This is a genomic window from Agrobacterium sp. CNPSo 2736, assembly GCF_004005385.1.
Taxonomy (GTDB): Bacteria; Pseudomonadota; Alphaproteobacteria; order Rhizobiales; family Rhizobiaceae; genus Agrobacterium; species Agrobacterium leguminum.
The window spans coordinates 1-23,046 of the sequence record NZ_RZTX01000028.1; the positions used below are offsets into that span (position 1 = coordinate 1).

Here is a 23,046-nt window from a genome sequence, read left to right on the forward strand (position 1 = left end):
AAAATTTACTGCACCGAAGGCACTCGTTGCGAAATTTCAAATAAAATCTATACACGTATTTATTTATTTCAGTATTTCATAATGGAGCGATGATTGCGGTACATCGTAATATTAAAATGCGCTGGCGAGGAAAGTCCAGTTTTCGAAGCCGATGACATTACTCGGTGTTTCGGTTGGATTAGGACACAGACCAGGAAATTCCCTGAAATACATAAAGGGAATTACAAGATTGTGGACCGTGATCTCGATAACGACGCATCACCAAATACCAATTTTTGGTAGGCTCAGGCCGGATATCACATAGTCGGCAAATCCCGGTTGCGGGATCCAACTCGATTCTGAATTTGCGGAGATGGCGACCGGTCTGACGGGAATCGTATCAGCCGAGGGTATGTCCCCAACTCCGCATGCGAGTCGTTAAACTTGTTAAATGTCATTTTCAATACAAAGAAAGCGCTACCATTACCGACCAACACTTGTATGGTCTGGGTGGCCGACTTCACATACATCCGCACCGCCATCGGCTGTTGCTATCTCGCCGTCATTCTCGGCGGCTGCAACCGGAAAGTCGTCGGCTATGGCCTGTCGACACGGCCGGATACGCCGCTGGCGCTGGCCGCACTACATTCGGCCATCGAGAACAGAATGCCTCCGCCTCCGCCTGGCTGCATTCACCACACGGACCGCGGATGCCAGTACGCAAGTGAGACCTATCGACGAGCACTCGATGCGGCAGCCCTACAGGGATCCACGAGTGCCGTTGGCAATCCTTATCACAATGCGCAGGCAGAGAGCTTTATGAAGACTCAGAAAATAGAGGGCATTTATCCTGCCGAGTACGAAACCTTCGCAGACGTCGCCGAGCGATTGCCCAGCTTCATCGAAGAAGTCTACAATGCCAAGCGGCTGCACTCGGCCCTTGGCTATAGGTCGCCTGCAGAATTTGAAACTCAACTCGCCCAGCACGCGGCTTAATTTGAAGTGCCTCGCTGGTCCAGGCCGAGGGGTTCACTCCAACGCCCGATCAGTTCTCAGTGGCAATCAACACCCTTCGTTCTCAAGGCAACTGCGTTGTCATCGCGAATGTCGTTGCCCACACGCCAGTCCGCAAGATCATCCATGTCGGCATGGATGCGATTTATGCATCGCTCGAGCAGCGTGAGAACCCGTAGTTTCGTGGCAGGCCGCTTGCTGTGGGCAGGTCCTCACTTTATATGGGGACCGCTGTCGCCATGCATGAGAGAAGCGCTAATTACCGGCAACTCCGGGGCCAGAAGATCATGCTTCGCGGCGAATGCGGCAAACAGGCCGCGCGCGGTCTCCGCTTCGATCTCTCCGCGAAGCGCCGCTTGAGAAGCCTTTAGGGCAATCGAGTGTGCCGTGTCTCTGAACGAGGTCGGCCATTCGACAAGATGCCGGTAGGCATCCATTATGCCGCGCACTTCCACAGGAAAGCCTAAGCCGACAAGGATAGTGACAGGTTTTCTGAACATATCGGGTTTCATTGGTCTCTCCTTCCCAACCCGGAATGGTGATGGGCGCCATCGCAATGGCACCCTTGCTTACTGGACGAGTCTGGATATCAAGCGGCCTTCTGTGCTTCGATCTGCGCCGGACCGGCGGACGTCAACGCAGGCGTGCTCTGGATCAATATCTTTCGCGGCTTCAACGCCTCCGGAATCTCTCGAACAAGCTCGATCGACAGGAGGCCGTTTCTAAGGTCCGCTCCGTTCACCCTGACGTGATCTGCAAGTTCGAACCTGTGCTCGAATGGACGCCCAGCGATCCCGCGATGGAGGTAACCAACGGCAGATACCTCCTGTTTCTTGCCGGTTACAGTCAGCAGGTTGGACTGGAAGGTGATATCGAGATCGTCCTGGGTGAAGCCGGCAACCGCTATTGAGATCCGGTAGGTATCGTCGTCAGTCTTGACGATGTCGTAAGGCGGCCAGTCGCTGATTGAGCGGGCGTGCTGAGCATTTTCCAACAGATGGAACACCCGGTCGAAGCCGACGCTCGAGCGGAACAGCGGTGCGAAGTCGTAAGATGTTGCCATAGCCATATCCTCCTTGAAGCAACATGGTACGGGAATGCCAAAAGCGGCGCTCCCGGCGATACCAGCCCTTATTTCAGCGGCTGGCGGCAATCGATTTGGTTTTGACGATTTTCGGATTCAAGATTTGCAACAAAAAAAATTGTACTGCTTTCCAGGCTATCTCAATGAAACTTATCCCCGCCGGCATTCTTTTTTCGCAAGATTGGATGCTCTGCTAGGCAAGGACTCATGGCCCTTGCTCATGAACCCGCACTCCTGAGCGGAATGACACCGGTGGCGTTTCTCTCCCACCCAATCTTTGAATCCCAGCCAACGCTACAGGAACTGGACGCACCCGCTTTTTCAACCTTGGGCGGGCAACCAGCCCCTTTCGCGCAACGACTCGAGCGTATCGAGGTCCATCCTGGCTGCTGGTCCGATCTCGACGTCGACTATCGACATCCTATGGCGCCGAACCACCGCGCGCGCGCCGACATCTCCAGCCAGCTTCACTAGCTCCGGATACGTGCTATCAGGAAAAATTATCGGGTGACCAGGTTTGCCGCCCGCTACAGCCCGGACGATTGGTTTTCCATCGCATTGTCGAAACCTGGTGGCAAGGAGATCGAGATGCTCACTCGTGAGATCGGGCATGTCGGACAAACAGATCATAACCCCGGCGGCCCGAAAGCGGATCGCTTCCCGCAGGCCGACGATGATCGAGGTTGCCATTCCTGACTCGAAGTCCGAATTGTGAACAACTTGTGCCGGAATATCCTCGATCACAGAACGGATTTCGTCATCCAGATGTCCAGTCACTACGACCACGTTATCACAGGCTGACCCACACGCCGCTAAAACTGATCTCCGAATGAGCGGGATGCCATCGAATGTCGCCAACAGCTTGTGCGAGCCACCGGTTCGGGTCGATCTCCCTGCGGCAAGGACGAGCACGGCAATCGTAAGACGCCCGCCTATCTGGTCACATCCCTCATATTTATGCATATGTGGTCAGCCTGGAAGCGGCAACGTCGGCAAGGATTGACAATGCCAGCGACGTCGTATCCCTGGTCGGCCCGAACAATCCGATGGGCGCCTTGATGCGGTCTATCTCAGCTTTCGAAAACCCCGCGCGCCGCAGACAGTCCACACGCTTCCGATGGGTGCGCGTGCTTCCAAGCGCGCCAATGTAAAAAGCCTTCGAACGCAGCGCACGTCTCAGGATCGGCTCCTCCGCGTCAAGATCGTGGTGCAGAAGCGCGATGGCGGTGAATGGGTCGATCGCTGGATAAGGGCCATCGCATGTTTCGCCGTTGCCCAAGACTGTCACGTCGTGTCCCGCCGCCTCCGCGATTCTTGTGACCACCAGTGCCTCGGCACCATGACCAGACACCACGATTCTGGTCCTCGGGCGGTAAACTGTCTCGAACCGTCCGCACATCCAACGCGCCCGTGAAGGTGGTTCCATGCAGGCAACTGTCTGGCTGTTCGGGCAATACCGCAGTGCGACAGGCCGACGATGTCGTACTTCGTTTATAACACCTTCCAGCGCCTTGACGTCGCGCAGCACGTGAATGGCAACCGTGATCCCGCCTCCGCAAGGAAGAACGATATCGAAGAACGGCGAGCCATCGCCATAGACCACGGTCCGGTCGCGGCCTTCAGCCATAGCCAGGATCGCTTCTGAGGCGACCGCCGCTTCTACGCATCCGCCGGAAACATAACCGCAGAAGCTACCATTAGCCGCCACGGCGACGTGTGCACCAAGAGCGCGGGCGGCACCTCCCCGGATTTCGACGAGCGTTGCGAGCGCTGCCCCGCCGTGCCGAAATGAGGCGATGGCGAACTCCAGGATGTCCAAAGGATCGTCGGTAGTCGATGATCTCCTTAGAACCGGCATTTCCTTCGTATCCATCATCACGTTCACAGACCTTATTCCTGTCAAAGCCAGCTTGACACCGAGCATGGTTACGCAAGATCAGGCAGGCCGCCGATCAGCTTGTCCAAGGTCATCGGATAGTTCCGGAGGCGGATACCCGTCGCATTGTGGATCGCGTTCGCGATCGCTGCCGAGACGCCGCATAGTCCGAGTTCGCCAATGCCCTTCGCCTTCATTGGCGAGGAAATCGGATCGGTCTCGTCCATAAACACGACGTCCTGGTGCGGGATGTCGGCATGCACCGGCACCTCGTAGCCAGCCAAGTCATGGTTGACGAAGAACCCCCGACGGGTATCAACCGCAAGTTCCTCCGACAACGCCAGACCAGCACCCATCGTCATCGCACCAATCACCTGGCTGCGCGCCGTGATCGGATTAAGGATGCGGCCGGCGGCACATACCGCAAGCATGCGGCGGATTCGACTCTCGCCCGTAGCCGCATCGACGCCCACCTCCACGAAATGCGCTCCGAAGGTCGACTGCTGATGACTGTCCGAAAGCTTCTCCCACTCGACCCTGTCCCCGGCCACCAGTCCTTCGGTGCCTGCCGCTTCGGCAAGAGAAACCGAGCGCGAACCGGAGAGGACCCGACCGCCCTCGAAGACGACGTCCTGTTCATTGAACCCGAGTTTCTGGACAATAGCGTCCCGAAGCTTGACACAGGCTGCATAGACGCCAGAGGTCGAACAGTTCGCGCCGAACTGTCCGCCAGAGCCTGCGGATACGGGAAAGCGAGAATCGCCAAGCTGGACCGCGACCTTGCCGATCGGTAGCCCCATCATTTCCGCAGCGGTTTGGGCGATGATCGTGTAACTGCCGGTTCCGATATCGGTCATATCGGTCTCGACGGTGACGACCCCTTCCCTGTCCAGACGCACGCGTGCGCCCGATGGGACCAGGAGGTTGTTGCGGAATGCGGCCGCGACACCGAAACCGATCATCCAGTTGCCTTCGCGACGAGAACCAGGACGAGCTCGTCCATGCCAGCCGAAACGTTCCGCTCCAAGCTTGAGACAACCGACTAAATCGCGATGCGAAAACGGGCGCTCTGGCTTCTCCGGATCCACCTGCGTGTCGTTGAGGATACGGAACTGCACCGGATCAATGCCGAGCTTTTCGGCCATTTCGTCGATGGCGATCTCGAGCGCCATCAGTCCCGGCGCCTCGCCGGGCGCGCGCATGGCGTTGCCCTCGGGAAGGTGCAGCGTCGCCAGCCGCATCGCCGTCATGCGGTTCTTGCCCGCATAAAGAAGCCGCGTCTGCATGGCAGCCGTTTCAAGCTGGCCATCGGGTTGGTCGCCGGACCAGCTTTCATGGGCGATTGCGGTTATTTTTCCATCGCGAGCCGCACCAATGCGGATGCGCTGGATCGTCGCTGGACGATGCGTCGTGTTGTTGACGAGGAACGGCCTCGGTAGCGCGACCTTTACGGGCCGCTTTGCTGCTTTTGCACCGAAAGCGGCCAGAACCGCGTCGGCACGCAGGAACAGCTTGCCGCCGAAGCCGCCGCCGATGAACGGCGACATGAGGTGGATTTTTTCCTTGTCGACACCAAGCGTCGTTGCGAGGTCGGACCGCCACCAGTCGATCATCTGGCTGGACGTCCAAACCGTCAGCTTATCACCGTCCCAGGCAGCGATGGATGCATGCGGCTCCATCATCGAATGCGACTGATCCGGTGTCGTGTAGGTCTCGTCCAACGTCACTTCGGCGGACTTGAACGCACCTTCGAAATCTCCAACGGCGGTATCTGGTGGAGCACCGCCTGCGTCTTTCGGCTTGACCGCCGAATCCCTCGCCTCGGCGAGATCATACGTACCCTGCTCTTCCGTGTAATCGACCTTCACGAGACATGCTGCTGCTCGGGCCTGTTCAAACGTCTCGGCGACGATCACGGCGATTGCCTGGTGGTAGTGCTGGATCTCATCGCCACCGAAGAGTTTCGCGGTATTGAACTTGCCCTTTTCGCGTTTGCCGATGTCAAGCGTCGTTACCACGGCAAGCACGCCCGGCCCGCGTTTGGCAGCATCGACATTCATCGAGATGATGCGGCCCCTGGCGATGGTCGATCCCACGGGGTAACCGTAGGCGTAAGGCATGTTCGGATCATGCCACTCATAGGCGTACATCGCCCGCCCAGTCGTCTTGAGCTCGCCGTCGATGCGGTGGACAGGCTGGCCGACCATCTTCAGCTGGTCGACCGGATTGGTGGTTGCTGGTGTATCAAACTTCATGGCGATCATCCTCTCGCTTCGGCGATCACGGCGCCGAGTGTGCGCTCAACGAGATCGATCTTGAACTTGTTCTGATCGGTAGGACGAGCGTCAGCGAGGAGAGCCTTCGCTGCGACCTTTGCTCCCTTGGAGAGTTCCTCGTCCGCAGCTTCGAGGCGCCACGGCTTGTGAGCGACGCCACCAACTGCCACCCGCCCCGTGCCGTCCGGCTGAATGACTGCACCGACGGACACCAGGGCAAACGCGTAGGAAGCTCGGTCGCGGACCTTGCGATAGATATGCTTTCCTCCGATCGCCGGCGGTAGCACCACTGCGGTAATGAACTCGCCCTTCTCCAGGACCGTTTCGATCTGGGGCGTATCGCCGGGCAAGCGATAGAAGTCGGCGATCTGGATTGTTCGGCGGCTGCCATCCGGCTTTACGGTCTCGACGACCGCGTCGAGTGCGCGCATGGCGACCGCCATGTCGCTCGGATGTGTAGCGATACAGGTATCACTCACGCCCACCACGGCGTGCTGGCGACTGAAGCCGCCGATGGCGGAACAGCCGCTTCCCGGCGAGCGCTTGTTGCAGGGCTGTGCGGTGTCATAGAAATATGGACAGCGTGTGCGCTGCAAGAGGTTACCTGCGGTCGTCGCCTTGTTGCGAAGCTGGCCCGAAGCGCCAGCGAGCAAGGCGCGTGACAGGAGCCCATAGTCGCGCCTGACGGTTACGTCGGCGGCAAGGTCGGTGTTGCGAACCAGCGCTCCAATGCGCAGTCCACCCTCAGACGTCTTTTCTATCGTGTCGAGCCCGAGACCATTCACGTCGATCAGATGTGACGGCCTCTCGATCTCGAGCTTCATCAGGTCGAGAAGATTGGTGCCACCGGCAATAAACTTTGCCTCGGAGTTCGAGGCGGCCGCCTTGGTTGCAGCCTCAATAGATGGGGCCTTTTCGTAGGTGAAGGCTTTCATGCTTTTGTCCCCGCGACTTCGACGATGGCCTCAACGATGTTGGAATAGGCGCCGCAACGACAGATGTTGCCGCTCATCCGCTCGCGAATTTCCGCTTCGCTGATCGAGGTCTGCGCATTGAGATCTCCGGTGACGTGGCTCGGGATGTTCGCCCTGATCTCCTCGAGCACCGCCACGGAGGAACAGATTTGCCCTGGCGTACAGTAGCCACACTGGAAGCCGTCATACTTGACGAACGCAGCCTGCATCGCGTGCAGATTGCCGGGTTGTCCGAGACCCTCAATAGTCGTCACTTCGTCGCCGTCGTGCATCACGGCCAGCGAAAGGCACGAGTTGATGCGGCGTCCACCGACCATCACCGTGCACGCCCCACACTGACCGTGATCGCACCCCTTCTTGGTGCCGGTCAGGTGAAGATGCTCGCGCAGAGCGTCGAGAAGGGTCGTCCGATTATCAACCTCTAGGTCGCGGATTTGCCCGTTGACCTTCAGCGATACGCTTGACGTGTGATTCATGGTTTCTCCTGCGGACTGGGCTGCCGTTGCCCTGGTGACAGTGGTGGCAGCGACGGTGGCGGCAGAAGAGATAAGTAAATTCCGGCGTGAAAGTTCAAATTGACTGGTGCCTGGCATGATCAGTTCCACTTCATCGGTTGGAGAAACCAAAGGTCTCGTATCACCGGAGCGAGATCGCGGATCATTATAAACGGATGATCGGGAGTGGGAGTTCCCCAATAGATCTTCTCGGCAGGGCGCCTAAATCAGCTACCGGTTGGGACTTACGTCCCCTCCTGCGGCGCTTTGTGGTGAATCCCGGGTCGGTTGTTATGCCATTCAAGATACGCCTGACGTCGCGTAGCAGCACCATGATTGGTTCCTGCCGCAAGACAAAGTCGCATGGCCGCCAAAATCATCAATCAGCTTTGGGAAGCGACATACCGACGACATGCTGACTGCATGTATTCTCTCTATTACTCAGCTGGGAATGCGAAACCTCCGATCCCGTATTTTTAGAGGCGATCCAGACCGACGCTACACGCCCGCTCACCCTCCCGTCCTTGATCACCAGGGGCGACTCACAGCGACCTCATTTCAGCTGATGCGTCCGCGCGGAAAGTTTGTTTCCGTCGGGGTCGCGAAGATATGCGACGAACGCGCCGTTCGGACGTTCCGTGGGCGGGCTCTCGATTGCCATGCCGCCATGCGCCACACCAGCGGCATGCCATGCCACGACATGGTCGGGGGTCGTCGCTGCAATACCGATCGTTCCACCGTTGGCAGCGGTTGCCGGCTCCCCGTCAATCGGTTTCGTTATCATCAACCGCCCTCCTTCATGCGCGTAGATCAGTCGGCCTCTCGCATCCATCTCGCCCGGCTTACCCCCCAGGGCAAGAAAGGTTGCATCGTAGAATTTTCTGGATCGTTCCAGGTCATTACTGCCGATCATGACGTGGGTGAACATGCTTTATCTCCTCGCAGGTGATAGCTGAATTTCACAATGCTATCGCTCGAAGTTACCTAAATATCTGGCTGGCGATGTGCCAAGCGCTTTCTTGAACATGGTGATAAATGCAGACACGGATTCATATCCAAGGTCGCCCGAAACCTGCTGAACTGTCGACCCGGCCGCAAGACTGCGGATTGCGACGATCAATTGTAGCTGCTGTCGCCAACGACCGAATGTGAGGCCGGTCTGGTGCTGGACGAGACGTGCGAGCGAATTCTCACTCATCCCGACCCGCCTTGCCCATAGCGCCATCGTACTGCGATCGGCGGGATCGTCGGCCAGCTCCGATGCAATCCGCACAAGCCGGGGCTCATCTGTAAGCGGCAGATGAAGATGCTCTATCGGCATCCGAGGCAATGCCGACAGAAGCAATGTTGCCATGAGTTCTGAATCTGCGGTCACTGCTGCGGGCTGATTAGCCATCTCAATGATAAGTTCCCGGATGAGCGGGGATAGAGACAGTGTGCAACACCGGTCCGGCAGATCGGCGGCGCCCGGCTCGATGAACAGAAAAAACAAACGGGCGTTGGCGGTTGCCACGTTGCTATGCGGCATGCCGCCGGGAACCCAGACGCCGCAATGGGGCGGCACCATCCACATCCCGCTTGGAACGCGACATGTCACGCCGCCCCGTGAGGCCATGACAAGCTGCCCTTTTTGGTGGCGGTGTTCAGGTGCCTCCCGTTCGTTCTGGGATACGTCGATCCTCACGGCGTGCACTCGCGCCGCGGACTTTTCTAGGTCGTGGTCGCCCAGGGCTGCAGAAAGGGATAAGGGCGGATGAGGGAATTTAGTCATCATTTGAGAGGATATCTAAATTCATCAACAGGCTTTGTCGATAGAGTCATCCCGGATAATTCGGAGAATGACGATGTCAGTGCAACATCATGAGCCTGGATACTGGTCTGATATCTTTCAGACAGAAATTCGATTGCCTCAGACGTGCGATTCCAAACATTGCATCATGCCTCCAGACAGCATGGAGCACAGGGCCAGCCGCATAGCTATCGCGCAAATGGCCGTGAAAGCCTTCCTTGAGAGAGTTTACGCTGGGTTTGCCCGCCGATCACGGACACCGTCGGTCGTTGCAAGCGCTGATCTGTCTGATGCTTATATGCATGCATGCTTAGCGACACCGTTTTTTTGCTATGTCTCGCCTGAACTCTACGGACTGACCACCTCCATGGGTGACAGAGGCGCGACGCAGGTCGACGCTCCCGCGGTGGATGACTTATGAGCGTTCGAACCTTTGTCACCCCCCGGAACGTGATCTTTTCATTGAAGACATTCCTTGCGGCAATGCTTGCTTATTATATCGCAATAAGGTTCGATCTGCCGCGACCGTTTTGGGCCGTTTCAACCGTCTACATCGTTGCTCATCCCCTCTCGGGCGCCATCTCATCAAAATCCTTCTATCGACTGCTAGGAACGCTGATCGGGGGCGGCGCGACCATCATCATGGTCCCAAATCTCGTGAACTCACCCCTACTGCTTTCCGCAGCGATTATCTTCTGGGTGTCGGGATGCACATTCATCAGCCTCCTTGACCGCACACCCCGCAGCTATGTTTCCCTGCTGGCCGGATACACCGTGCTTCTCGCAGGATTGCCACTTGTCACGGCGCCGGCAAGCACGTTTGACGCTGTCGTTGCGCGGGTCGAGGAGATCGGACTTGCGATCCTGTGTGCCTCGATCGTGAGCCACGTTGTTTTTCCAGTCCATGTCGGCACTACACTGCTCGGGCGGATCGATGCTTGGATGGCAAGGGCGCAGGCGCTCCTTGCGGCAACTGCAACCGCCAAGGCGGATCAAGCCCGAAACAGAGCGGAACGATACGCCTTGGCGGCAGAAGCGGCGGACCTGCGGTCGTTCACAGTCCACCTTCGATATGACGGATCGAGATATCGATCTGCCGTTTCACTCGTGAGGTCACTGCAGCACCGCATGGTCGCCATTCTTCCGTTGTTGAGCGAACTCGAGGATCAGCGAAGGGCATTGGCCAGGCTCGATACTCCAGGCACGGAGCAGGCCATGTCGATAATTACGGCAATCGGATCAACATCGTTAAGCTCCCCGGAATTCTTAGGGATCGATGCGCCAGCCTCTTTCGAAGCGCCTCGATCATGGGAAGTGCTTCTTCTTGCCAATGTTTCGCGAAGCTTGCGGAATATTGCTCAAGTATCTCATGAGTACCAGTCGCTTCGAGACGCTTTGAAGGAAGAGAACGCAGCGAGGGCAGTCGGTCGCTTCGCGTCTCGGGAAAACATCCCGGCCCAACACGCTGACATCGCCATGGCGTTGCTTTCGGCACTGGCGGTTGCGATCTGCCTCACAACATCAATCACCTTCTGGATCGCCAGCGCGTGGACCGATGGCATGACATTTGCCCAGATTTCAGGCGTACTTTGCTGCCTTCTGGCGACGATGGACGATCCGGTGCCAGCCATGCGCAAATTCGTGTACGTCACCATTGGGTCGGTCATCGCTGCGTCCGTCTATGCCTTCGCGATCCTTCCGCTGATCGATGGTTTTGTGCCGCTTGTCGCTGCACTAGGCCTATTCCTAATACCTGCAGGGATTTGCCTTGCCGTGCCTTCGCTTGCGATCGTCGGCATGGGCCTTTGTATAAACTTTCCACTTCTTCTTACTCTTCAGGCACACCAGAGCAGCGACTTCATAGTGTTTGCAAACTCGGGTACCGCGACTGTTCTTGGGATGGTCTGGGCGATCGTGGTGTGCGGCATCTTCCGATCTGTGAGAGCAGAGACGAATGCCAGGAGGCTTTTCTCAGTGACACAGGCGCATGTTGCCGGGATCGCAGCGGGCCAGCATGCCGACGCGCATGTCACGCGCCATCATGTCATCGACGTGGCAGGCATGTTTGCGGTCAGGGCGGCGAAATTACCTGCCACCTCCGACACCTCCGATGCCGACCTGATGAGGGACCTGCGCGCGGGGCTTCACATAACGGCAATGCAGGTGCGCTCGGATGAAGCCTCGATACCTGTTTGTGTCCGGGCCGAAGTTATCTTCTCAGCATTGGAGCTCTTGTATCGGATTACGCCCGCCAAGCGTGGCGAGACCATGGAGCGCGCGATTGGTATGCTGGACGCCTTTATTCTTTCGAGCGCGGACCTCTGTGTAACGGACGCCGACACGGAACTTATGGTGCACGCGGTCGCCCTTCGTCTGTGCCTTTCACCGGAGACGGATCCTCCGGTTTCGACAACGCCTCCATCGAATAGGAATGCCAGGTGACCGGACAATTCGACCTCTATGGTGTCTTCCTGCCTTGGTTATCCGCGCTCGCGATGTGTGCATACGGTCTGCTCCGGATACTCATACCGGTGTTCGGCAGGCTGGGGCTTTATTCAGCGGTGTGGCATCGCTCGCTGTTCAACCTCGCGCTTTATATCACCCTCCTTGGCGTGCTTTCCGCTGTTCTCAACTGGTTGCAGACATGACAAATTTCACCATCACCTTGGGCAGAGCCCTGTTGACCTTATCCATGGTATGCTGCGCAGCGGTTCTAAGCTGGCACCTGTGGTCTTTCTACATGGAAGCGCCGTGGACACGCGACGCTCACATCCGGGCAGATATCGTTCGTCTGGCCCCAGATGTGTCGGGACCCGTCACGGAGGTTTTGGTATCCGACAACGCGCAAGTCGAAAAAGGGATACCCCTGTTTCGGATCGAAGCAGACCGTTTCGAACTCTCGTTGCGCCAGGCAGAGGCCCAAGCGCGGAGCAGTAAGGCCGCAGCGGATCTGGCGAAGATCGAATTCGAACGATATCAACTGCTCGCCTCTAAAGAAGCCGCCAGCCTCAAGGAGCGGCAGCACGCAGAAAGCCTGCGGTACCAGGCAGACGCCACTTACCAATCGGCACTCGTCGCCCTTGATCTGGCGAAGCTGAACCTTGATCGGACAACCGTGAAAGCGCCAGTCTCAGGCAAAATCACGAACTTCCCTTTACGTCGGGGCACCTATGTCTCTGCCGGAAATGCGGTCGGGGTGCTAATAGAAAGTGACGCAATCTACGTTGCGGGGTACTTTGAAGAAACGAAACTCCCGCGGATCCACGTCGGAGATCGCGTGAAGATCGAGATCATGGGAGAACAGCAACCGATTATCGGCCATGTCGCAAGTGTTGCCGCCGGGATTGAGGATCGCGAGCGAAGCGATTCTGCAGGCTCGCTCGCTAGCGTTGCTCCGACATTTTCATGGGTTCGTCTGGCCCAGAGGATTCCGGTGCGGATTGAGATCGACGACGTTCCGAAGTCGGTCAGCCTGATTGCGGGGAGGACCGCAACAGTCTCTGTTGAACCGAGGGGCAACTGAGGCGTAAAACCATCCCCTGCATCGGAATGCGTAGATCGAGGTGCACGCGCGTCCCAGCGTTTTCGTAACGCCGTTCACCTAGATAATGACGTTGTTGGAATTCATTGACTGGCAGCAATTTATTTCTGCAATGACAGCGAGTACCGGGTATGCCGACGTTCGCCCGTACGCGTCAGTGCGCCGATCTCCACGAGCTGCTGAAGGTCGCGTGTTGCTGTAGCGCGGGATGTGTCTGTGATCGAAATGTAGTTTTCGGCACTTAGCCCCCCCTTGAAGCCTGTCGTGCCTTCCTTGAAGATGCGCGCGACTACCTTTTCCTGCCGCTCGTTCAACTGGCCTCGAAAACGATCATAGAACTTTGCTTTCTGAATGAAGAAATCGATGCGCTCAAGCGTCGCCCGTTGAGCATCCAGGATGGTTTCTGAAAAGAAAATGATCCAGTCGGTGATATCAAGCGTGCGCTGGTGCCGCTCAAGCTCGGAGTAGTAGGCCTTCCGGCGCTTCTCGATTGTGAAGGCGAGTGAAATGAGGCTTGGCTGCCCTATGTTTTGCGCTAGGGATTTCTCAGCAAGCGCGCGCCCAATTCGGCCGTTACCATCCTCAAATGGATGTATGCTTTCAAAGTAAAGATGGCCTACTGCGGCGCGCGTCAAAGCTTGAAGCGACGTTTGGCCACCTGGCACGGATTGATTGAACCATGTGATGAAGGTCTCCATCTCAGCGGCAACCCGGCGAGACGGGGGAGCCTCGAAGTGGATGGTGGGCTTGTCCAATCGACCCGACACGATCTGCATGGCGTCTTCATGCGTGCGGTAAGCACCAACTGTTTCAATATATCGGTTTCCCGCCATCAGCATTGAATGCCAGTTGAACAGTCCCTCATGACGCAGCGGCCCATGCCAGCTTCGATAGACATCCGCCATCATCTCGGCGATCCCCCGCTCCTGGGGGCGGATCTGTCTGTCATCAGTGTTTAGCCCGAACTGTCGGCGGAGTGACGACTGGACACTCACGCGATCCAGAAATTCCCCCTCAATCTCTGAGGTCTTGACCGCTTCGTCGCTCAGCAACTCAATGCGAAGTTGGTTGCTGTCGTCCTCGTTGAAATGTCGAACAGCACCGATAACCTCGCCCGCGGACTGCAGGAATTTCTGCTCCAACGTTACCAGGCTTGCGGTGTCGTATCTGAAGTTTGGCCAATCCGTGCTTTGCCAGTTCCATTTCATGAGTTATAGCACCCCTCTCTATAACTCATAATTATTGCCAGAAATGAGCTATTGCAAGTCCATCTATCGCTCAGCACCACAAGCTGCGGCTCTCCATTCAAGACGTAGCGATCGACAGATAACCTCTTGCCCTAAACATATTTTGTTAACGAGCGCCCCCTATTCCCGCTCGCCCTCGGCACTGGTGCCGAGAGAAACGGAATGAGCATGACCAAACACGACCTTTCATCACGACATTTTCAGCGAAAAATTTCAAAATTCTGCGAGCTTCGCATCGCTCCAATCGCATCCAGGCGGGTGTTGGAGAATATACGGCCTTATCTAGCCAGTTTGATCATCTACCGGAAATCTCCTCCGCTTCTGAATGGCCGTATCGACTGGACGATGATGAGTCAGGCCTGTGGGATCGAAGCCGAGCTGACGGCAGAACTGAAAAAGCAGCTCCAGCCGGGCTTGGATGCAATCATCCGCTGGCTGGGCGCACCACCAGCGGCCGAGGAACGACGACCGCCAAAGCCGACAGTTACCTCGGGCAAAATGGCCCCCGCCAAGAAGGCAGCTCCCGCATCCTCGACCAGAAAGCCGCAATGCGCGGCGACCGACGGTGCCTTTACCCGGTCTGCGTCGTCACAGCGCGGGCCTGCACTAAAACCGATAAGCCCTTTCCCAGAAGCACTCTTTGAAGCGACAGAAGATCCGGCGAGCTTTCAGGAAGCATTGATATATCATATGCGTCGGTTCGGCGACACTTATTGGCAGCTCCACCGCGCCGTTGTTCATCTGGATGAGACATTCGATAACAAGACGCTGCTATCCTGGATGCAGGGGGAGCGCGTGCCCCGCTCCGTCGCCAGCTTTAATATCCTGCGCCGCATCGAGCGGCGCTATCGGTTGCAGGAAGGATATTTCAAGGACAAGCTACCGCACCAGGCGCGCTCGCTTTATGGTCATGATCTCGGCGATATCAGCCCGGCTGAGCGGCGCAGGATTTCAGTGCATCTGCCAGATGACTTCAGCAGCCTGCCCTTTACCAAGCGCGAAGAGATTCTCGATTGGGTGCGCCGGGTGATCATTTCCGGATCGACAGAGTATCGCCGATATCAGGCAGCGGCCAGCAAGCAACGTTATGCCATCCGCTTTCCCGGTGTCACCTATGGCGGAAGTTCTATAACACCCCGGTCCTTTGCACCCGCCGTCAGCGCCAATCAGATTCCAATGGTAGAAAACGATGATCCGGATTTGCTGTCCGGGGTTATCGACGCGCCGCCAAGGCTTGCAATGGAAATGGCAGACCTTATCCGTTTCAAAACCTCGACCCTGACTGCCATTGGCTTTCAACGGAATGGCGTCTGGGGGGAGGAAACGGCCTCTCAGAAGATAGAACATCTCGGGTTGATGTTCGGCGCACTAGCTTCCTCACCGAATGGCGCAGTAAGAGGTTTCGGCGTACCGCTTAGCCAGTTGAGCTTTGGCCTTCTCGTCTTCCCCGGTGTTTGGGACTGGTATCTGCAGTGGCGGGAACAGCGGCGCGGTTTCTATACAAAATGGGAAGAAGACATGCTGATGGTCGCCCAGGCTCTTACTCGCGCGGACGTCGGTTGGATACGGCAGCACCCGGAGCTACTTCAGAACGTCAGACCGATTACAGGCTTGATTGAGCGGGAGGAAATTGAATTCGCGGCCCGTAACTGGCACGGTGCGTGCGACGCATTTCATCGACATGCCGCTAACCGTTCCAAGGAGATCCAGCGAGTCATGCGCGTCCATCGCGATCCTTTCGAGCCGATCATGTGCGTCCTGGAGGCAGAGAGTCCGTTGGCGGAATATCGCAAGATCACGGACGAGATCGTGAGACGTATGCCGGATGAGAACAGATATCCCCGGCCGGCGGCCGAAGCCGTCAGATCATTCCTGCTGCTTCGGCTTGGCCTGCACCTTGGGCTGCGGCAAAAGAACCTTCGCCAGTTACGCGTCTGCCCGCGCGGACATTATCCGACCTCAGAACGCCGACTTGAAGACATGAAGTGCGGAGAGTTGCGCTGGAGCGACCGCGACAATGGGTGGGAGGTTCTTATCCCATCGGTCGCCTTCAAAAACTCTGGCTCCTCCTTCTTCGGACAGAAACCGTTTCGGCTGATACTGCCGGACCTTCTTGATCTCTACAAATACCTCGACGCGTATATCGACAGGCATCGTGGAGTTCTGCTCGGCGGTGCGAAAGATCCCCAAACGCTATTCGTCAAGACGGTGAAAACGACCAGCATTGATGCTGCTTACAATTCGACCACATTCTACGAGGCTTGGCGGACTGTCATCCAACGTTACGGCATCTATAATCCCTATACCGGGCGGGGTGCGATCAAGGGCCTCCTGCCGCATGGACCGCATAACCTGCGGGATATTCTTGCGACGCATATTCTGAAACAGACCGGATCCTACGAGCAGGCAAGCTATGCCATTCAAGATACGCCAGATGTCGTGCAGCAGCACTACGGTCGCTTCTTGCCGCAAGACAAGGCGGCCCTGGCTGCCAAAATCCTCAACCAGGTTTGGGAAGCTGCGTAAGATCAAATGAGATACTCGGCTCGGATAGTGATGACAGTCTCCGTCCGAGCCGACCTCTTCGTTTCGCTCTTGAAGGGAGTCGAACCGCCGACCCCTGGGTTTTGTTGGCGGCACCTTCCCGATCCGGGCAACACTTACTTTCCGGAGTGGCCGGTCTGGGGCCGGGAGCGGACTGTCCGGTGGTGGACGCATTTATCGGATAGCTGTCGTTCAGTTACCAGACCTCCAAACAGACGTCTGATGCCGCTCGTTTGCGCATGCAGAGGGGCCGCCATTGTAACATGGCGGCCGTTTAGCCATGCTCAGAGGTTTTCCGTGTAGAAAGGGATCAGTTTCGCCAACGCTTTTTCGACCGGCTCCGGTTTGTCATAGAGGTCATAGTGCGATCCACAGGATCGTTCTTCTCGCGCTTTACGAATGGACACACATACTGTGGTGTTGTCAGCCGTACTTCGTGGCCGAGTTTCGTCAGTTCGCGTGACCAGTAATGAGCCATCCCGCAAGCCTCCATTACGACTATCGAAACGCCCTGCCCGGCTACAAATCTAGGAAATGCTGCCGGGATAGCTTCCGCCGAAACTTGACCTCTCCGGAAAGCGAAGCTCCATCAATCTTGGAAAACGTTCTTCGCGAAATCGATCCCACTCATAGTGTTGGATGTCATGCCGCCGTCCTTTCACCCGTTGGGTTTAATCCGGCCATCCTTTGACAAGAACATGCGGGGTGGGTAGACCATCAACCACACCATCTATTCAACGGGACCACGTTAATGGAGGGTTGACGCCGGTCCAGGCGAACCAAAAAGAACGTCAGCTATCTTGCGGAGATGCGTCCTTTCACCGCTAAAAGCGTAGCCTTCCGAGTTCACATCGATGAAAGATGCGAAAACGAATGGCGTCGCCATTGATTCCAGTAGCATGGCTAAGCGTAACATCATTTCTACGTCAACTTTGACGTCAATAATTGCTCCGTCGACATCGCCTGCTTCCAACAGGTTCAAGACTTGCTCGACAGAAGAAACAGGGCCCGCAACGGTGGCTCCGGCGGCAGTAAGTTGCGCATGGCACGCCGCCGTCAACGACGGACGCCGCTCTACCACTATCAGCTTCTTGCCTCTGAAGGCGCGTAACACAGGAATATCCTTACTCGTTCTGCGCTCGCCCGTGCTACGCCAGAGATAGATTTCTGCTGGAGAAAACTAAGCAGCGCAAGTGGCGTTGTATTACCGCTTGCCTATAACTGACCAGCGCACTCGCCGGCCAACTTGTGAAACGTTGATCACTGGTCTGACTCGTCGCATTGCAATTCGGTATCTTTTTGTAGCGCCACTTCTATTTCCTCCGCGGACACCTGCAAAAACTGGCGCTTCACTAATTGGGCGGAGATAGCAGGTATCTCAAGGTGTGTTGCGACGGGTTGATACGAAGGAAAACTGAGACCTTCAATAAGCTGTTCATCAACGACCAGACGATATGTTCCAGCTTCCAAAGGTACTACTAATCCATCCAATACGAACGGATTCGCGAAGGTGATTTCTTTGTATGTCGTTCTTTCTTTCATACCCTTACACTCTTTCCTGACACGTCATTCACACCGCGCCACAACGTTTATCCTTGACCGTCATCGCTCTCCACTAAGTGGATTTCGACCCCTGAGAAGGATTAACAAAGAGATTGCCTATAGCGCGCCGGCTTCGTTCTTCCAGGGCTATTCATTAGCCCCAATTGATCGACCACTTGCCTTCCTGAAAAAGCTGAGGACGTATATCGTGTTGCGCGGGACACTTCTGATGGTCTCAAGGACAGGCCGTGATTGGTAGGATTGATTGAGTGAGTCCGCATTCCCAAGACGGCGTTTCAATTGTGCTGCGAGAGCATCGGCAGATGTTTCTCCCGCAAGAAACAGTCTCATTACAAGAAACGCGGCCGTGTTGAATTGTCGCTGGTCATTGCCCAGCAATGTGGCGTTATAGCCCGCACTCTTCAAAACTGACTGGATCATCTCCATCTCTTTGGGGGAGATGGCTGCAAAACTGGGGTGGGAAGACATAATGTCCTCCTCTCGTTGGGGCTAGGGTAACCGACCCTCAACCAGTAGTGCCCGTGACATCGCTACCGACGCCTTACAGTGCGCCTGAATAGCTTAAGACGCAAGCGAATACGGTTTTGGAAAGCTCCAGCGAAGTTCACCAGCCATTCGCTGGTCATTATTGAGCGGCGGCTGCGTTCTAGCACATTGGAATTCCCTTGCTAATGAACCTCAAAACGCGCAGGCTCGTTCCTTCGGTAGCTTTTTTAAAGGGCGTTACCGCTTCAAGGTGAAATCCCTTGGCCCCAACGAAAGGAGGACACGATGTCTTCCACACAAGAATACGGCCCGATTTCGTCTCACGATCTGAATATGTTGCTGTCCCTGTTGTCAGATGCCGGCTTTGAAATCGACACGCGCTCGGATGACGACCGGTCATTCAACAAGGCCACTCGCAAGATAATCGATCTTTTTCAGGGTGGAATGACCGACCCTTCCAAACTCAAAGGAGAAATGCTGTTCCTGTTCGGGGTACAGAAACGGGAACGTGTGCCCTCCCGCAGACCACTCCCGAGGTATGCAATCCAAGGTCTTCCGGGGTTCGGCAGATAGCGGGGAAACACCTGTGCGCGCATATGTTCTTGGAAGCGTGATGCTTTGGTCCGCTTTCTTTCTGATCTGGTATTTGTTGACGCTTTATACCGCCAGCAAAGACCTTGAAGAAATACGATCCGGTCCGGCCGGAGGAGTAGTTATGTCTGCGTCCCGATGCGGTGTAGAACTGGCGACTCTTCTCGCGATGGGCGACAAGCTCTTGAAAGCCGGCGGACCAGAAGTGCCGGCGGATTTACGCGCACATATTGAATATTGCATCTCCTCTGATACAGCGAGTCGAGATAGTCTTAGGAAGACACAGCTCATAAGATTTTTCCCCGACGAAAGATAGCCTGCGGACTCCGCCCCTGATTTCATCAACCCCATCACAAAACTTGATGCTCTCTGTTTTCACTCTGTGCTATGGATCATGGGTTCGGACAGGTGTCCTTTGAGGCGACGGTGGCCAGAGATTTTTTGATATGGCGCGGCATCCGGCTACGCAGCCTTGGGAATTATCGGAGATTGATGATGATCGATATCGCAGGAGCCCCCCCGAAGTACGCCCCCTGATGGCTCACGGCCGGAAGTCCCGATGAAGCGGGATAATCGATATAACCCGCAGCGCCGCCGCCATACAGCGTGACCCGATCTCAGCCGGGGTCGCTTTGCAGTCGTTCGACGAGATTCGGATTGGCGACGAACGGGCGTCCGAAGGCGATCAGAACTGCCTTGCCATCGGCCAGATGCGGCGTTGCAAGGTCGAGGTCACAGCCATTATTGGCGATATATGTCCTGCTGAAGCGGCGGCGGAGCGATCCGTATTCGAAGGGTGCGACCTCGCGCGGGCGGCCCGTCGCGCCTTCAACGACGTGAATGCAGGTGATGCCGAGAACATCAAGTCGATCGATGATATACTCGTATTGCGTCTGGGACCGCTACAGGAAATACTATTTGTAGGCGAAACTGGCGAAATCCGGCACACCCGTGCGCTCGCCGCCGATTTCCTGCACCACGTGGCCGTGACTTCGAGTATCAGACGCGCGCGGTTTTCCATCTTGCCGCCATAGCGTCCGTCCGGACATTAGGGCTGTGAGCCTCCCATATAGTTCCTGAAAGCAGACGCTCGCCAGCGACTTGCCGCGCGCAAAGCGGAACTTATCAACATGCTCATACGAAACAGCAGCGATGCGGCTCACGGCCCGATCTTCCACTAGATTCGATCATATGTGAACGATGTCAGCAGCGTGGTTACAAAGTTACTCGCATTATCCTTGACAAGCGCTTCCGTCCATTCATTCGTCCCGCGTAGCCGCAGGTCTGCATAAATGCTGTCGACGGCGGCCTCTTCGATCCGCTTGATGTTCGCCAGAAAGGCTTCCTCTCCGGCCGCATGATACATGTCTCGGATCACCATCCGCAGGATTTCCTGGATTGCGATCTGCCATGCCGTGTTGAGTGCCTGAAGTTCGCCGATACTGTCTGCCATAGGTATCCCTTTCGGTCGCGGAGTGCGACGGTTTGAAAGAAACTGCGGACAGAGCCTGATTGATGATCTCACGTGACCAAACCATTTGCTATAACCGCCTTGCCTTGCGATTGGCGTACCGCTGATCGTGCTCGGCCTTGCGGGCGGCCTCGTCGTGTTTTATCCGTCCGCGCCCCACTCTTCCTGGGCAGATCAGACCGTCTTGGCCCGTCGTTTCGTGAGAAGAGAGGCTGTCGTCGCCTCACGGTCCTTCAATTCTTTCGCAAGTCGCGCTTCACGAAGCCGCCTCGTCTTTTCCTCGCGGGCCAGAACGAGGGAATCGAGTTCCTCGACGGCGCTGTTACGCGCGAAGAATTGCGATTGAGTATTGGCGAAGGCAATCTCCGCCTTCTGCCGGGATTTGCTGTGTGTCTGTGACATGGCTTTTCCTGATTGAACGCCGCCGTGGCAACAAAAAAAGGTCAGGCAATCTGCCTGACCTTGCTGGTATCATGCTCTCGCCAGTGCCAGTACATCCGTGGTCAACGGAGAGCAGATACCGGGATGATTAAGCGGCCTGGAGGTTGCAAGCCGACATCTTGCCCGACTTGTTATCGCGCTCAAGGTCGTAGCCGATCTTCTGGCCTTCAATGAGTTCGCGCATTCCGGCGCGCTCGACGGCCGAGATATGCACGAACGCGTCGGTGCCGCCATTGTCAGGCTGGATGAAGCCAAAGCCCTTCGTGGAATTGAACCATTTAACTGTGCCAGTGGTCATGATGAACCCTTTCATAGCAATAAGAGGACCACAACGCCTGCGGCGCTGCAGATGCGATAGCGATTTTTGAGAGAAAAGGCTCGTTCAGGGCACGGTGCCAGACGCGCGATAACCAAAGCTAAGCAAGCAAATATCGACAATGAACATATAGGTCGCTCATATGCGATTGTCAACTTTTAGTTTTTTTCTCGCCAATATTCTCAGCATTTAGTTGTAGTTTCCTAAGCCGTTTCACAGCCTAGCCTGCGGAAACGGAGGAGCGTAACCCGACACGAGGTTCACCTATGGAATCACGGTCGTCCGAAAGCAGAAATGGACTCCGGTCCCGACGGAAAACCATCGTCTCGCTGGCGAATGACTCCGGACATGAACCGGAGCAACACAGTGCGCGATTGACTTGAAAGCGCTCCTGACAGCGGTTTCATCCTCGCCGTTACATATCCGGCCTTATGAAGCATCTGGTTGAGAATACGATTGCTGCCGGGATCGAAATCGACGGCGTGAACGCTGGAAGACATGGTGTCCTCCTTTCAGATTGCGGGCGCGGGCATTAAAGCCCCCGGCGGCAGCGCCCGTTGCAATTGCTGCCGAGGTCACGATGATGAGGCCCGCTCGTCTGTTTAGCAATCCTTCAATTAAGGTCATTTGGGGCGGGGTAGCTTCGAAGCCTACCCGTACAGATATTTGCGTTCTGTAAAACCGTTAATATCAAAGAACGAGGGCTAATTTGACCCTCCATCGATACACGCGATGTTCACTTCTGAGGAGCGGCAGGAATGAAGGAGTGGCGACGTAAAGTGCACTGCCGCCCAAAGCTCGCTGGCCCGGTGGGATGCAGCTTTCCCGCCGCCGTCGCCCGAAATCTGCCAGTCAATTTCCCATCCCTTAACGATCGTTGAAGGCCTGATAAGCGAAAAGACTGCTTTAGGGAGCGTGTAATTGCTAGCTTACGTCCGGAATGAAGGGGCAAAGCAGCTTTATCCGTGGATAACGAACAACGACTGCTTCGAAGGCGCAATGCCGTCGTTGCGAATGAACCACAGTTAGCTCGAGCAAGATGCCTTGCGAGCGTCTTCGCCTTGAAAGGATATGAACCGGTGTGCCGGGCTTGTCCGAACAAACCACTGTATCCAAACGCAATTAAGGCCCTCCGCTTTAAGCTACGCCTCCGGCGCAAGACGGGAACGCATCCGTCTGTTAGCGCGCCGGAATGACGTGGCGCTGCGCCCTGGCGACGGTCGCCGGCACGCGCACATATTGCGCGACCCCAAGATCATGATCATAGTCGCCGAGGTGGAACTGCAGTCCGTTCAGGATCCGCTCACAGGAGTCGACGATCTTTTTGCGGTCCTTAATCGGGTTGCTGTGAAACAGCTCG

At 56.3% G+C, this 23,046-nt stretch carries 24 protein-coding genes and 3 pseudogenes; 7 read left to right on the plus strand and 20 right to left on the minus strand.

Annotation, left to right across the window (positions count from 1 at the left end):
* Nucleotides 1–423: 423 nt before the first annotated feature.
* Both EM858_RS25840 and EM858_RS25845 read left to right on the plus strand, forming a co-directional pair.
* Nucleotides 424–975, plus strand: a complete 552-nt coding sequence (locus EM858_RS25840) for an IS3 family transposase (protein WP_164865571.1) — start codon at nt 424–426, stop codon at nt 973–975.
* Between the two features lie 101 nt (nt 976–1,076).
* Nucleotides 1,077–1,169: pseudogene (locus EM858_RS25845) on the plus strand (DNA polymerase IV); the annotation flags it as partial.
* Between the two features lie 36 nt (nt 1,170–1,205).
* On the opposite strand, the gene EM858_RS25850 reads toward EM858_RS25845, so the two are convergent.
* The 9 genes from EM858_RS25850 to EM858_RS25890 all read right to left on the minus strand — a co-directional run bounded on the left by EM858_RS25850 (nt 1,206) and on the right by EM858_RS25890 (nt 9,471).
* Nucleotides 1,206–1,505 carry a DUF982 domain-containing protein gene (locus EM858_RS25850; RefSeq protein WP_078053759.1) on the minus strand — a complete coding sequence of 100 codons (300 nt, stop codon included), beginning with the start codon at nt 1,503–1,505 and terminating at the stop codon, nt 1,206–1,208.
* A gap of 77 nt (nt 1,506–1,582) precedes the next feature.
* A complete protein-coding gene (locus EM858_RS25855) occupies nt 1,583–2,056 on the minus strand; it encodes an Hsp20 family protein (protein WP_127758435.1) in 474 nt (157 codons plus the stop codon).
* Between the two features lie 342 nt (nt 2,057–2,398).
* Complete coding sequence (locus tag EM858_RS25860) at nt 2,399–3,040, minus strand: nucleotidyltransferase family protein (RefSeq protein ID WP_080821261.1); 642 nt, start codon at nt 3,038–3,040, stop codon at nt 2,399–2,401.
* On the minus strand, nt 3,033–3,953 hold the full coding sequence (locus EM858_RS25865; protein ID WP_244557384.1) for an XdhC family protein: 921 nt from the start codon (nt 3,951–3,953) through the stop codon (nt 3,033–3,035). The genes EM858_RS25860 and EM858_RS25865 overlap by 8 nt, the downstream gene beginning before the upstream one ends.
* 50 nt (nt 3,954–4,003) lie before the next feature.
* On the minus strand, nt 4,004–6,208 hold the full coding sequence (paoC, locus tag EM858_RS25870; RefSeq protein WP_127758436.1) for an aldehyde oxidoreductase molybdenum-binding subunit PaoC: 2,205 nt from the start codon (nt 6,206–6,208) through the stop codon (nt 4,004–4,006).
* A 5-nt stretch (nt 6,209–6,213) separates the two neighbouring features.
* Complete coding sequence (locus tag EM858_RS25875; RefSeq protein ID WP_127758437.1) at nt 6,214–7,164, minus strand: xanthine dehydrogenase family protein subunit M; 951 nt, start codon at nt 7,162–7,164, stop codon at nt 6,214–6,216.
* Complete coding sequence (paoA, locus tag EM858_RS25880) at nt 7,161–7,808, minus strand: aldehyde dehydrogenase iron-sulfur subunit PaoA (RefSeq protein ID WP_080858371.1); 648 nt, start codon at nt 7,806–7,808, stop codon at nt 7,161–7,163. Before paoA ends, EM858_RS25875 begins: the two co-directional genes overlap by 4 nt.
* Nucleotides 7,809–8,250: 442 nt before the next feature.
* The gene (locus EM858_RS25885; RefSeq protein WP_127758438.1) at nt 8,251–8,625 is read right to left on the minus strand and encodes a VOC family protein; all 375 of its coding nucleotides are present in this window, start codon (nt 8,623–8,625) and stop codon (nt 8,251–8,253) included.
* A 39-nt stretch (nt 8,626–8,664) separates the two neighbouring features.
* Nucleotides 8,665–9,471 carry a helix-turn-helix transcriptional regulator gene (locus tag EM858_RS25890; protein WP_127758439.1) on the minus strand — a complete coding sequence of 269 codons (807 nt, stop codon included), beginning with the start codon at nt 9,469–9,471 and terminating at the stop codon, nt 8,665–8,667.
* Between the two features lie 432 nt (nt 9,472–9,903).
* Here EM858_RS25890 and EM858_RS25895 point away from each other — a divergent pair, with 432 nt between their 5' ends.
* Genes EM858_RS25895 through EM858_RS25905 form a run of 3 tightly spaced genes read left to right on the plus strand, consistent with a single transcriptional unit; the run spans nt 9,904 to nt 13,009 of the window.
* Nucleotides 9,904–11,928, plus strand: coding sequence for an FUSC family protein (locus EM858_RS25895; protein ID WP_127758440.1), 2,025 nt, complete (start codon nt 9,904–9,906; stop codon nt 11,926–11,928).
* Nucleotides 11,925–12,134, plus strand: coding sequence for a DUF1656 domain-containing protein (locus tag EM858_RS25900; RefSeq protein ID WP_127758441.1), 210 nt, complete (start codon nt 11,925–11,927; stop codon nt 12,132–12,134). Before EM858_RS25895 ends, EM858_RS25900 begins: the two co-directional genes overlap by 4 nt.
* Nucleotides 12,131–13,009: an HlyD family secretion protein gene (locus EM858_RS25905; RefSeq protein WP_127758442.1), complete on the plus strand. Its 879-nt coding sequence runs from the start codon at nt 12,131–12,133 to the stop codon at nt 13,007–13,009. Before EM858_RS25900 ends, EM858_RS25905 begins: the two co-directional genes overlap by 4 nt.
* 119 nt (nt 13,010–13,128) lie before the next feature.
* Here EM858_RS25905 and EM858_RS25910 read toward each other — a convergent pair whose 3' ends face one another.
* Nucleotides 13,129–14,235, minus strand: a complete 1,107-nt coding sequence (locus tag EM858_RS25910) for a Fic family protein (RefSeq protein ID WP_127758443.1) — start codon at nt 14,233–14,235, stop codon at nt 13,129–13,131.
* 207 nt (nt 14,236–14,442) lie between these two features.
* Between EM858_RS25910 and EM858_RS25915 the strand changes: the two genes are divergently transcribed.
* The gene (locus EM858_RS25915; RefSeq protein WP_205649566.1) at nt 14,443–16,800 is read left to right on the plus strand and encodes a hypothetical protein; all 2,358 of its coding nucleotides are present in this window, start codon (nt 14,443–14,445) and stop codon (nt 16,798–16,800) included.
* A 394-nt stretch (nt 16,801–17,194) separates the two neighbouring features.
* Here EM858_RS25915 and EM858_RS27505 read toward each other — a convergent pair.
* From EM858_RS27505 to EM858_RS25935, 4 genes and pseudogenes are all read right to left on the minus strand, one after another.
* Nucleotides 17,195–17,464: pseudogene (locus tag EM858_RS27505) on the minus strand (IS110 family transposase); the annotation flags it as partial.
* Nucleotides 17,465–17,566: 102 nt separating this feature from the next.
* A complete protein-coding gene (locus EM858_RS25925) occupies nt 17,567–17,932 on the minus strand; it encodes a hypothetical protein (RefSeq protein ID WP_127758445.1) in 366 nt (121 codons plus the stop codon).
* A 146-nt stretch (nt 17,933–18,078) separates the two neighbouring features.
* Complete coding sequence (locus tag EM858_RS25930) at nt 18,079–18,360, minus strand: hypothetical protein (RefSeq protein WP_127758446.1); 282 nt, start codon at nt 18,358–18,360, stop codon at nt 18,079–18,081.
* Between the two features lie 147 nt (nt 18,361–18,507).
* A complete protein-coding gene (locus tag EM858_RS25935) occupies nt 18,508–18,849 on the minus strand; it encodes a hypothetical protein (protein WP_003519959.1) in 342 nt (113 codons plus the stop codon).
* A gap of 303 nt (nt 18,850–19,152) precedes the next feature.
* Between EM858_RS25935 and EM858_RS25940 the strand changes: the two genes are divergently transcribed.
* Complete coding sequence (locus tag EM858_RS25940; protein WP_127758447.1) at nt 19,153–19,440, plus strand: hypothetical protein; 288 nt, start codon at nt 19,153–19,155, stop codon at nt 19,438–19,440.
* Between the two features lie 497 nt (nt 19,441–19,937).
* Here EM858_RS25940 and EM858_RS25950 read toward each other — a convergent pair.
* From EM858_RS25950 to EM858_RS27270, 6 genes and pseudogenes are all read right to left on the minus strand, one after another.
* Nucleotides 19,938–20,491, minus strand: a pseudogene (locus EM858_RS25950) (hypothetical protein); the annotation flags it as partial.
* A 144-nt stretch (nt 20,492–20,635) separates the two neighbouring features.
* Nucleotides 20,636–20,911 carry a hypothetical protein gene (locus EM858_RS25955; RefSeq protein ID WP_003519968.1) on the minus strand — a complete coding sequence of 92 codons (276 nt, stop codon included), beginning with the start codon at nt 20,909–20,911 and terminating at the stop codon, nt 20,636–20,638.
* A gap of 192 nt (nt 20,912–21,103) precedes the next feature.
* Nucleotides 21,104–21,331 (minus strand): hypothetical protein, encoded by a 228-nt coding sequence (locus tag EM858_RS25960; RefSeq protein ID WP_034499643.1) that lies wholly within the window; start codon nt 21,329–21,331, stop codon nt 21,104–21,106.
* A 127-nt stretch (nt 21,332–21,458) separates the two neighbouring features.
* Entirely contained in the window at nt 21,459–21,668 is a 210-nt protein-coding gene (locus tag EM858_RS25965) for a cold-shock protein (protein WP_003519970.1), read from the minus strand.
* Nucleotides 21,669–21,958: 290 nt separating this feature from the next.
* Nucleotides 21,959–22,186 carry a hypothetical protein gene (locus EM858_RS25970; RefSeq protein WP_045534684.1) on the minus strand — a complete coding sequence of 76 codons (228 nt, stop codon included), beginning with the start codon at nt 22,184–22,186 and terminating at the stop codon, nt 21,959–21,961.
* Between the two features lie 679 nt (nt 22,187–22,865).
* The coding region (locus EM858_RS27270) for a hypothetical protein (RefSeq protein ID WP_164865572.1) at nt 22,866–23,046 on the minus strand (181 nt) is incomplete at its 5' end.

What these genes read in the sequence shown, in the direction of transcription:
- EM858_RS25865 (WP_244557384.1), bottom strand. Translation starts at nt 3,953, where the DNA reads ATGATGGATACGAAGGAAATGCCGGTTCTAAGGAGATCATCGACTACC.
- EM858_RS25910 (WP_127758443.1), bottom strand. Translation starts at nt 14,235, where the DNA reads ATGAAATGGAACTGGCAAAGCACGGATTGGCCAAACTTCAGATACGAC.
- EM858_RS25935 (WP_003519959.1), bottom strand. Translation starts at nt 18,849, where the DNA reads ATGTCTTCCCACCCCAGTTTTGCAGCCATCTCCCCCAAAGAGATGGAG.
- EM858_RS25850 (WP_078053759.1), bottom strand. Translation starts at nt 1,505, where the DNA reads ATGAAACCCGATATGTTCAGAAAACCTGTCACTATCCTTGTCGGCTTA.
- EM858_RS25895 (WP_127758440.1), top strand. Translation starts at nt 9,904, where the DNA reads ATGAGCGTTCGAACCTTTGTCACCCCCCGGAACGTGATCTTTTCATTG.
- EM858_RS25890 (WP_127758439.1), bottom strand. Translation starts at nt 9,471, where the DNA reads ATGATGACTAAATTCCCTCATCCGCCCTTATCCCTTTCTGCAGCCCTG.
- EM858_RS25965 (WP_003519970.1), bottom strand. Translation starts at nt 21,668, where the DNA reads ATGACCACTGGCACAGTTAAATGGTTCAATTCCACGAAGGGCTTTGGC.
- EM858_RS25960 (WP_034499643.1), bottom strand. Translation starts at nt 21,331, where the DNA reads ATGTCACAGACACACAGCAAATCCCGGCAGAAGGCGGAGATTGCCTTC.
- EM858_RS25915 (WP_205649566.1), top strand. Translation starts at nt 14,443, where the DNA reads ATGACCAAACACGACCTTTCATCACGACATTTTCAGCGAAAAATTTCA.
- paoC (WP_127758436.1), bottom strand. Translation starts at nt 6,208, where the DNA reads ATGAAGTTTGATACACCAGCAACCACCAATCCGGTCGACCAGCTGAAG.
- EM858_RS25955 (WP_003519968.1), bottom strand. Translation starts at nt 20,911, where the DNA reads ATGGCAGACAGTATCGGCGAACTTCAGGCACTCAACACGGCATGGCAG.
- EM858_RS25930 (WP_127758446.1), bottom strand. Translation starts at nt 18,360, where the DNA reads ATGAAAGAAAGAACGACATACAAAGAAATCACCTTCGCGAATCCGTTC.
- EM858_RS25970 (WP_045534684.1), bottom strand. Translation starts at nt 22,186, where the DNA reads ATGTCTTCCAGCGTTCACGCCGTCGATTTCGATCCCGGCAGCAATCGT.
- EM858_RS25855 (WP_127758435.1), bottom strand. Translation starts at nt 2,056, where the DNA reads ATGGCAACATCTTACGACTTCGCACCGCTGTTCCGCTCGAGCGTCGGC.
- EM858_RS25885 (WP_127758438.1), bottom strand. Translation starts at nt 8,625, where the DNA reads ATGTTCACCCACGTCATGATCGGCAGTAATGACCTGGAACGATCCAGA.
- EM858_RS25940 (WP_127758447.1), top strand. Translation starts at nt 19,153, where the DNA reads ATGTCTTCCACACAAGAATACGGCCCGATTTCGTCTCACGATCTGAAT.
- EM858_RS25875 (WP_127758437.1), bottom strand. Translation starts at nt 7,164, where the DNA reads ATGAAAGCCTTCACCTACGAAAAGGCCCCATCTATTGAGGCTGCAACC.
- EM858_RS25860 (WP_080821261.1), bottom strand. Translation starts at nt 3,040, where the DNA reads ATGCATAAATATGAGGGATGTGACCAGATAGGCGGGCGTCTTACGATT.
- EM858_RS25905 (WP_127758442.1), top strand. Translation starts at nt 12,131, where the DNA reads ATGACAAATTTCACCATCACCTTGGGCAGAGCCCTGTTGACCTTATCC.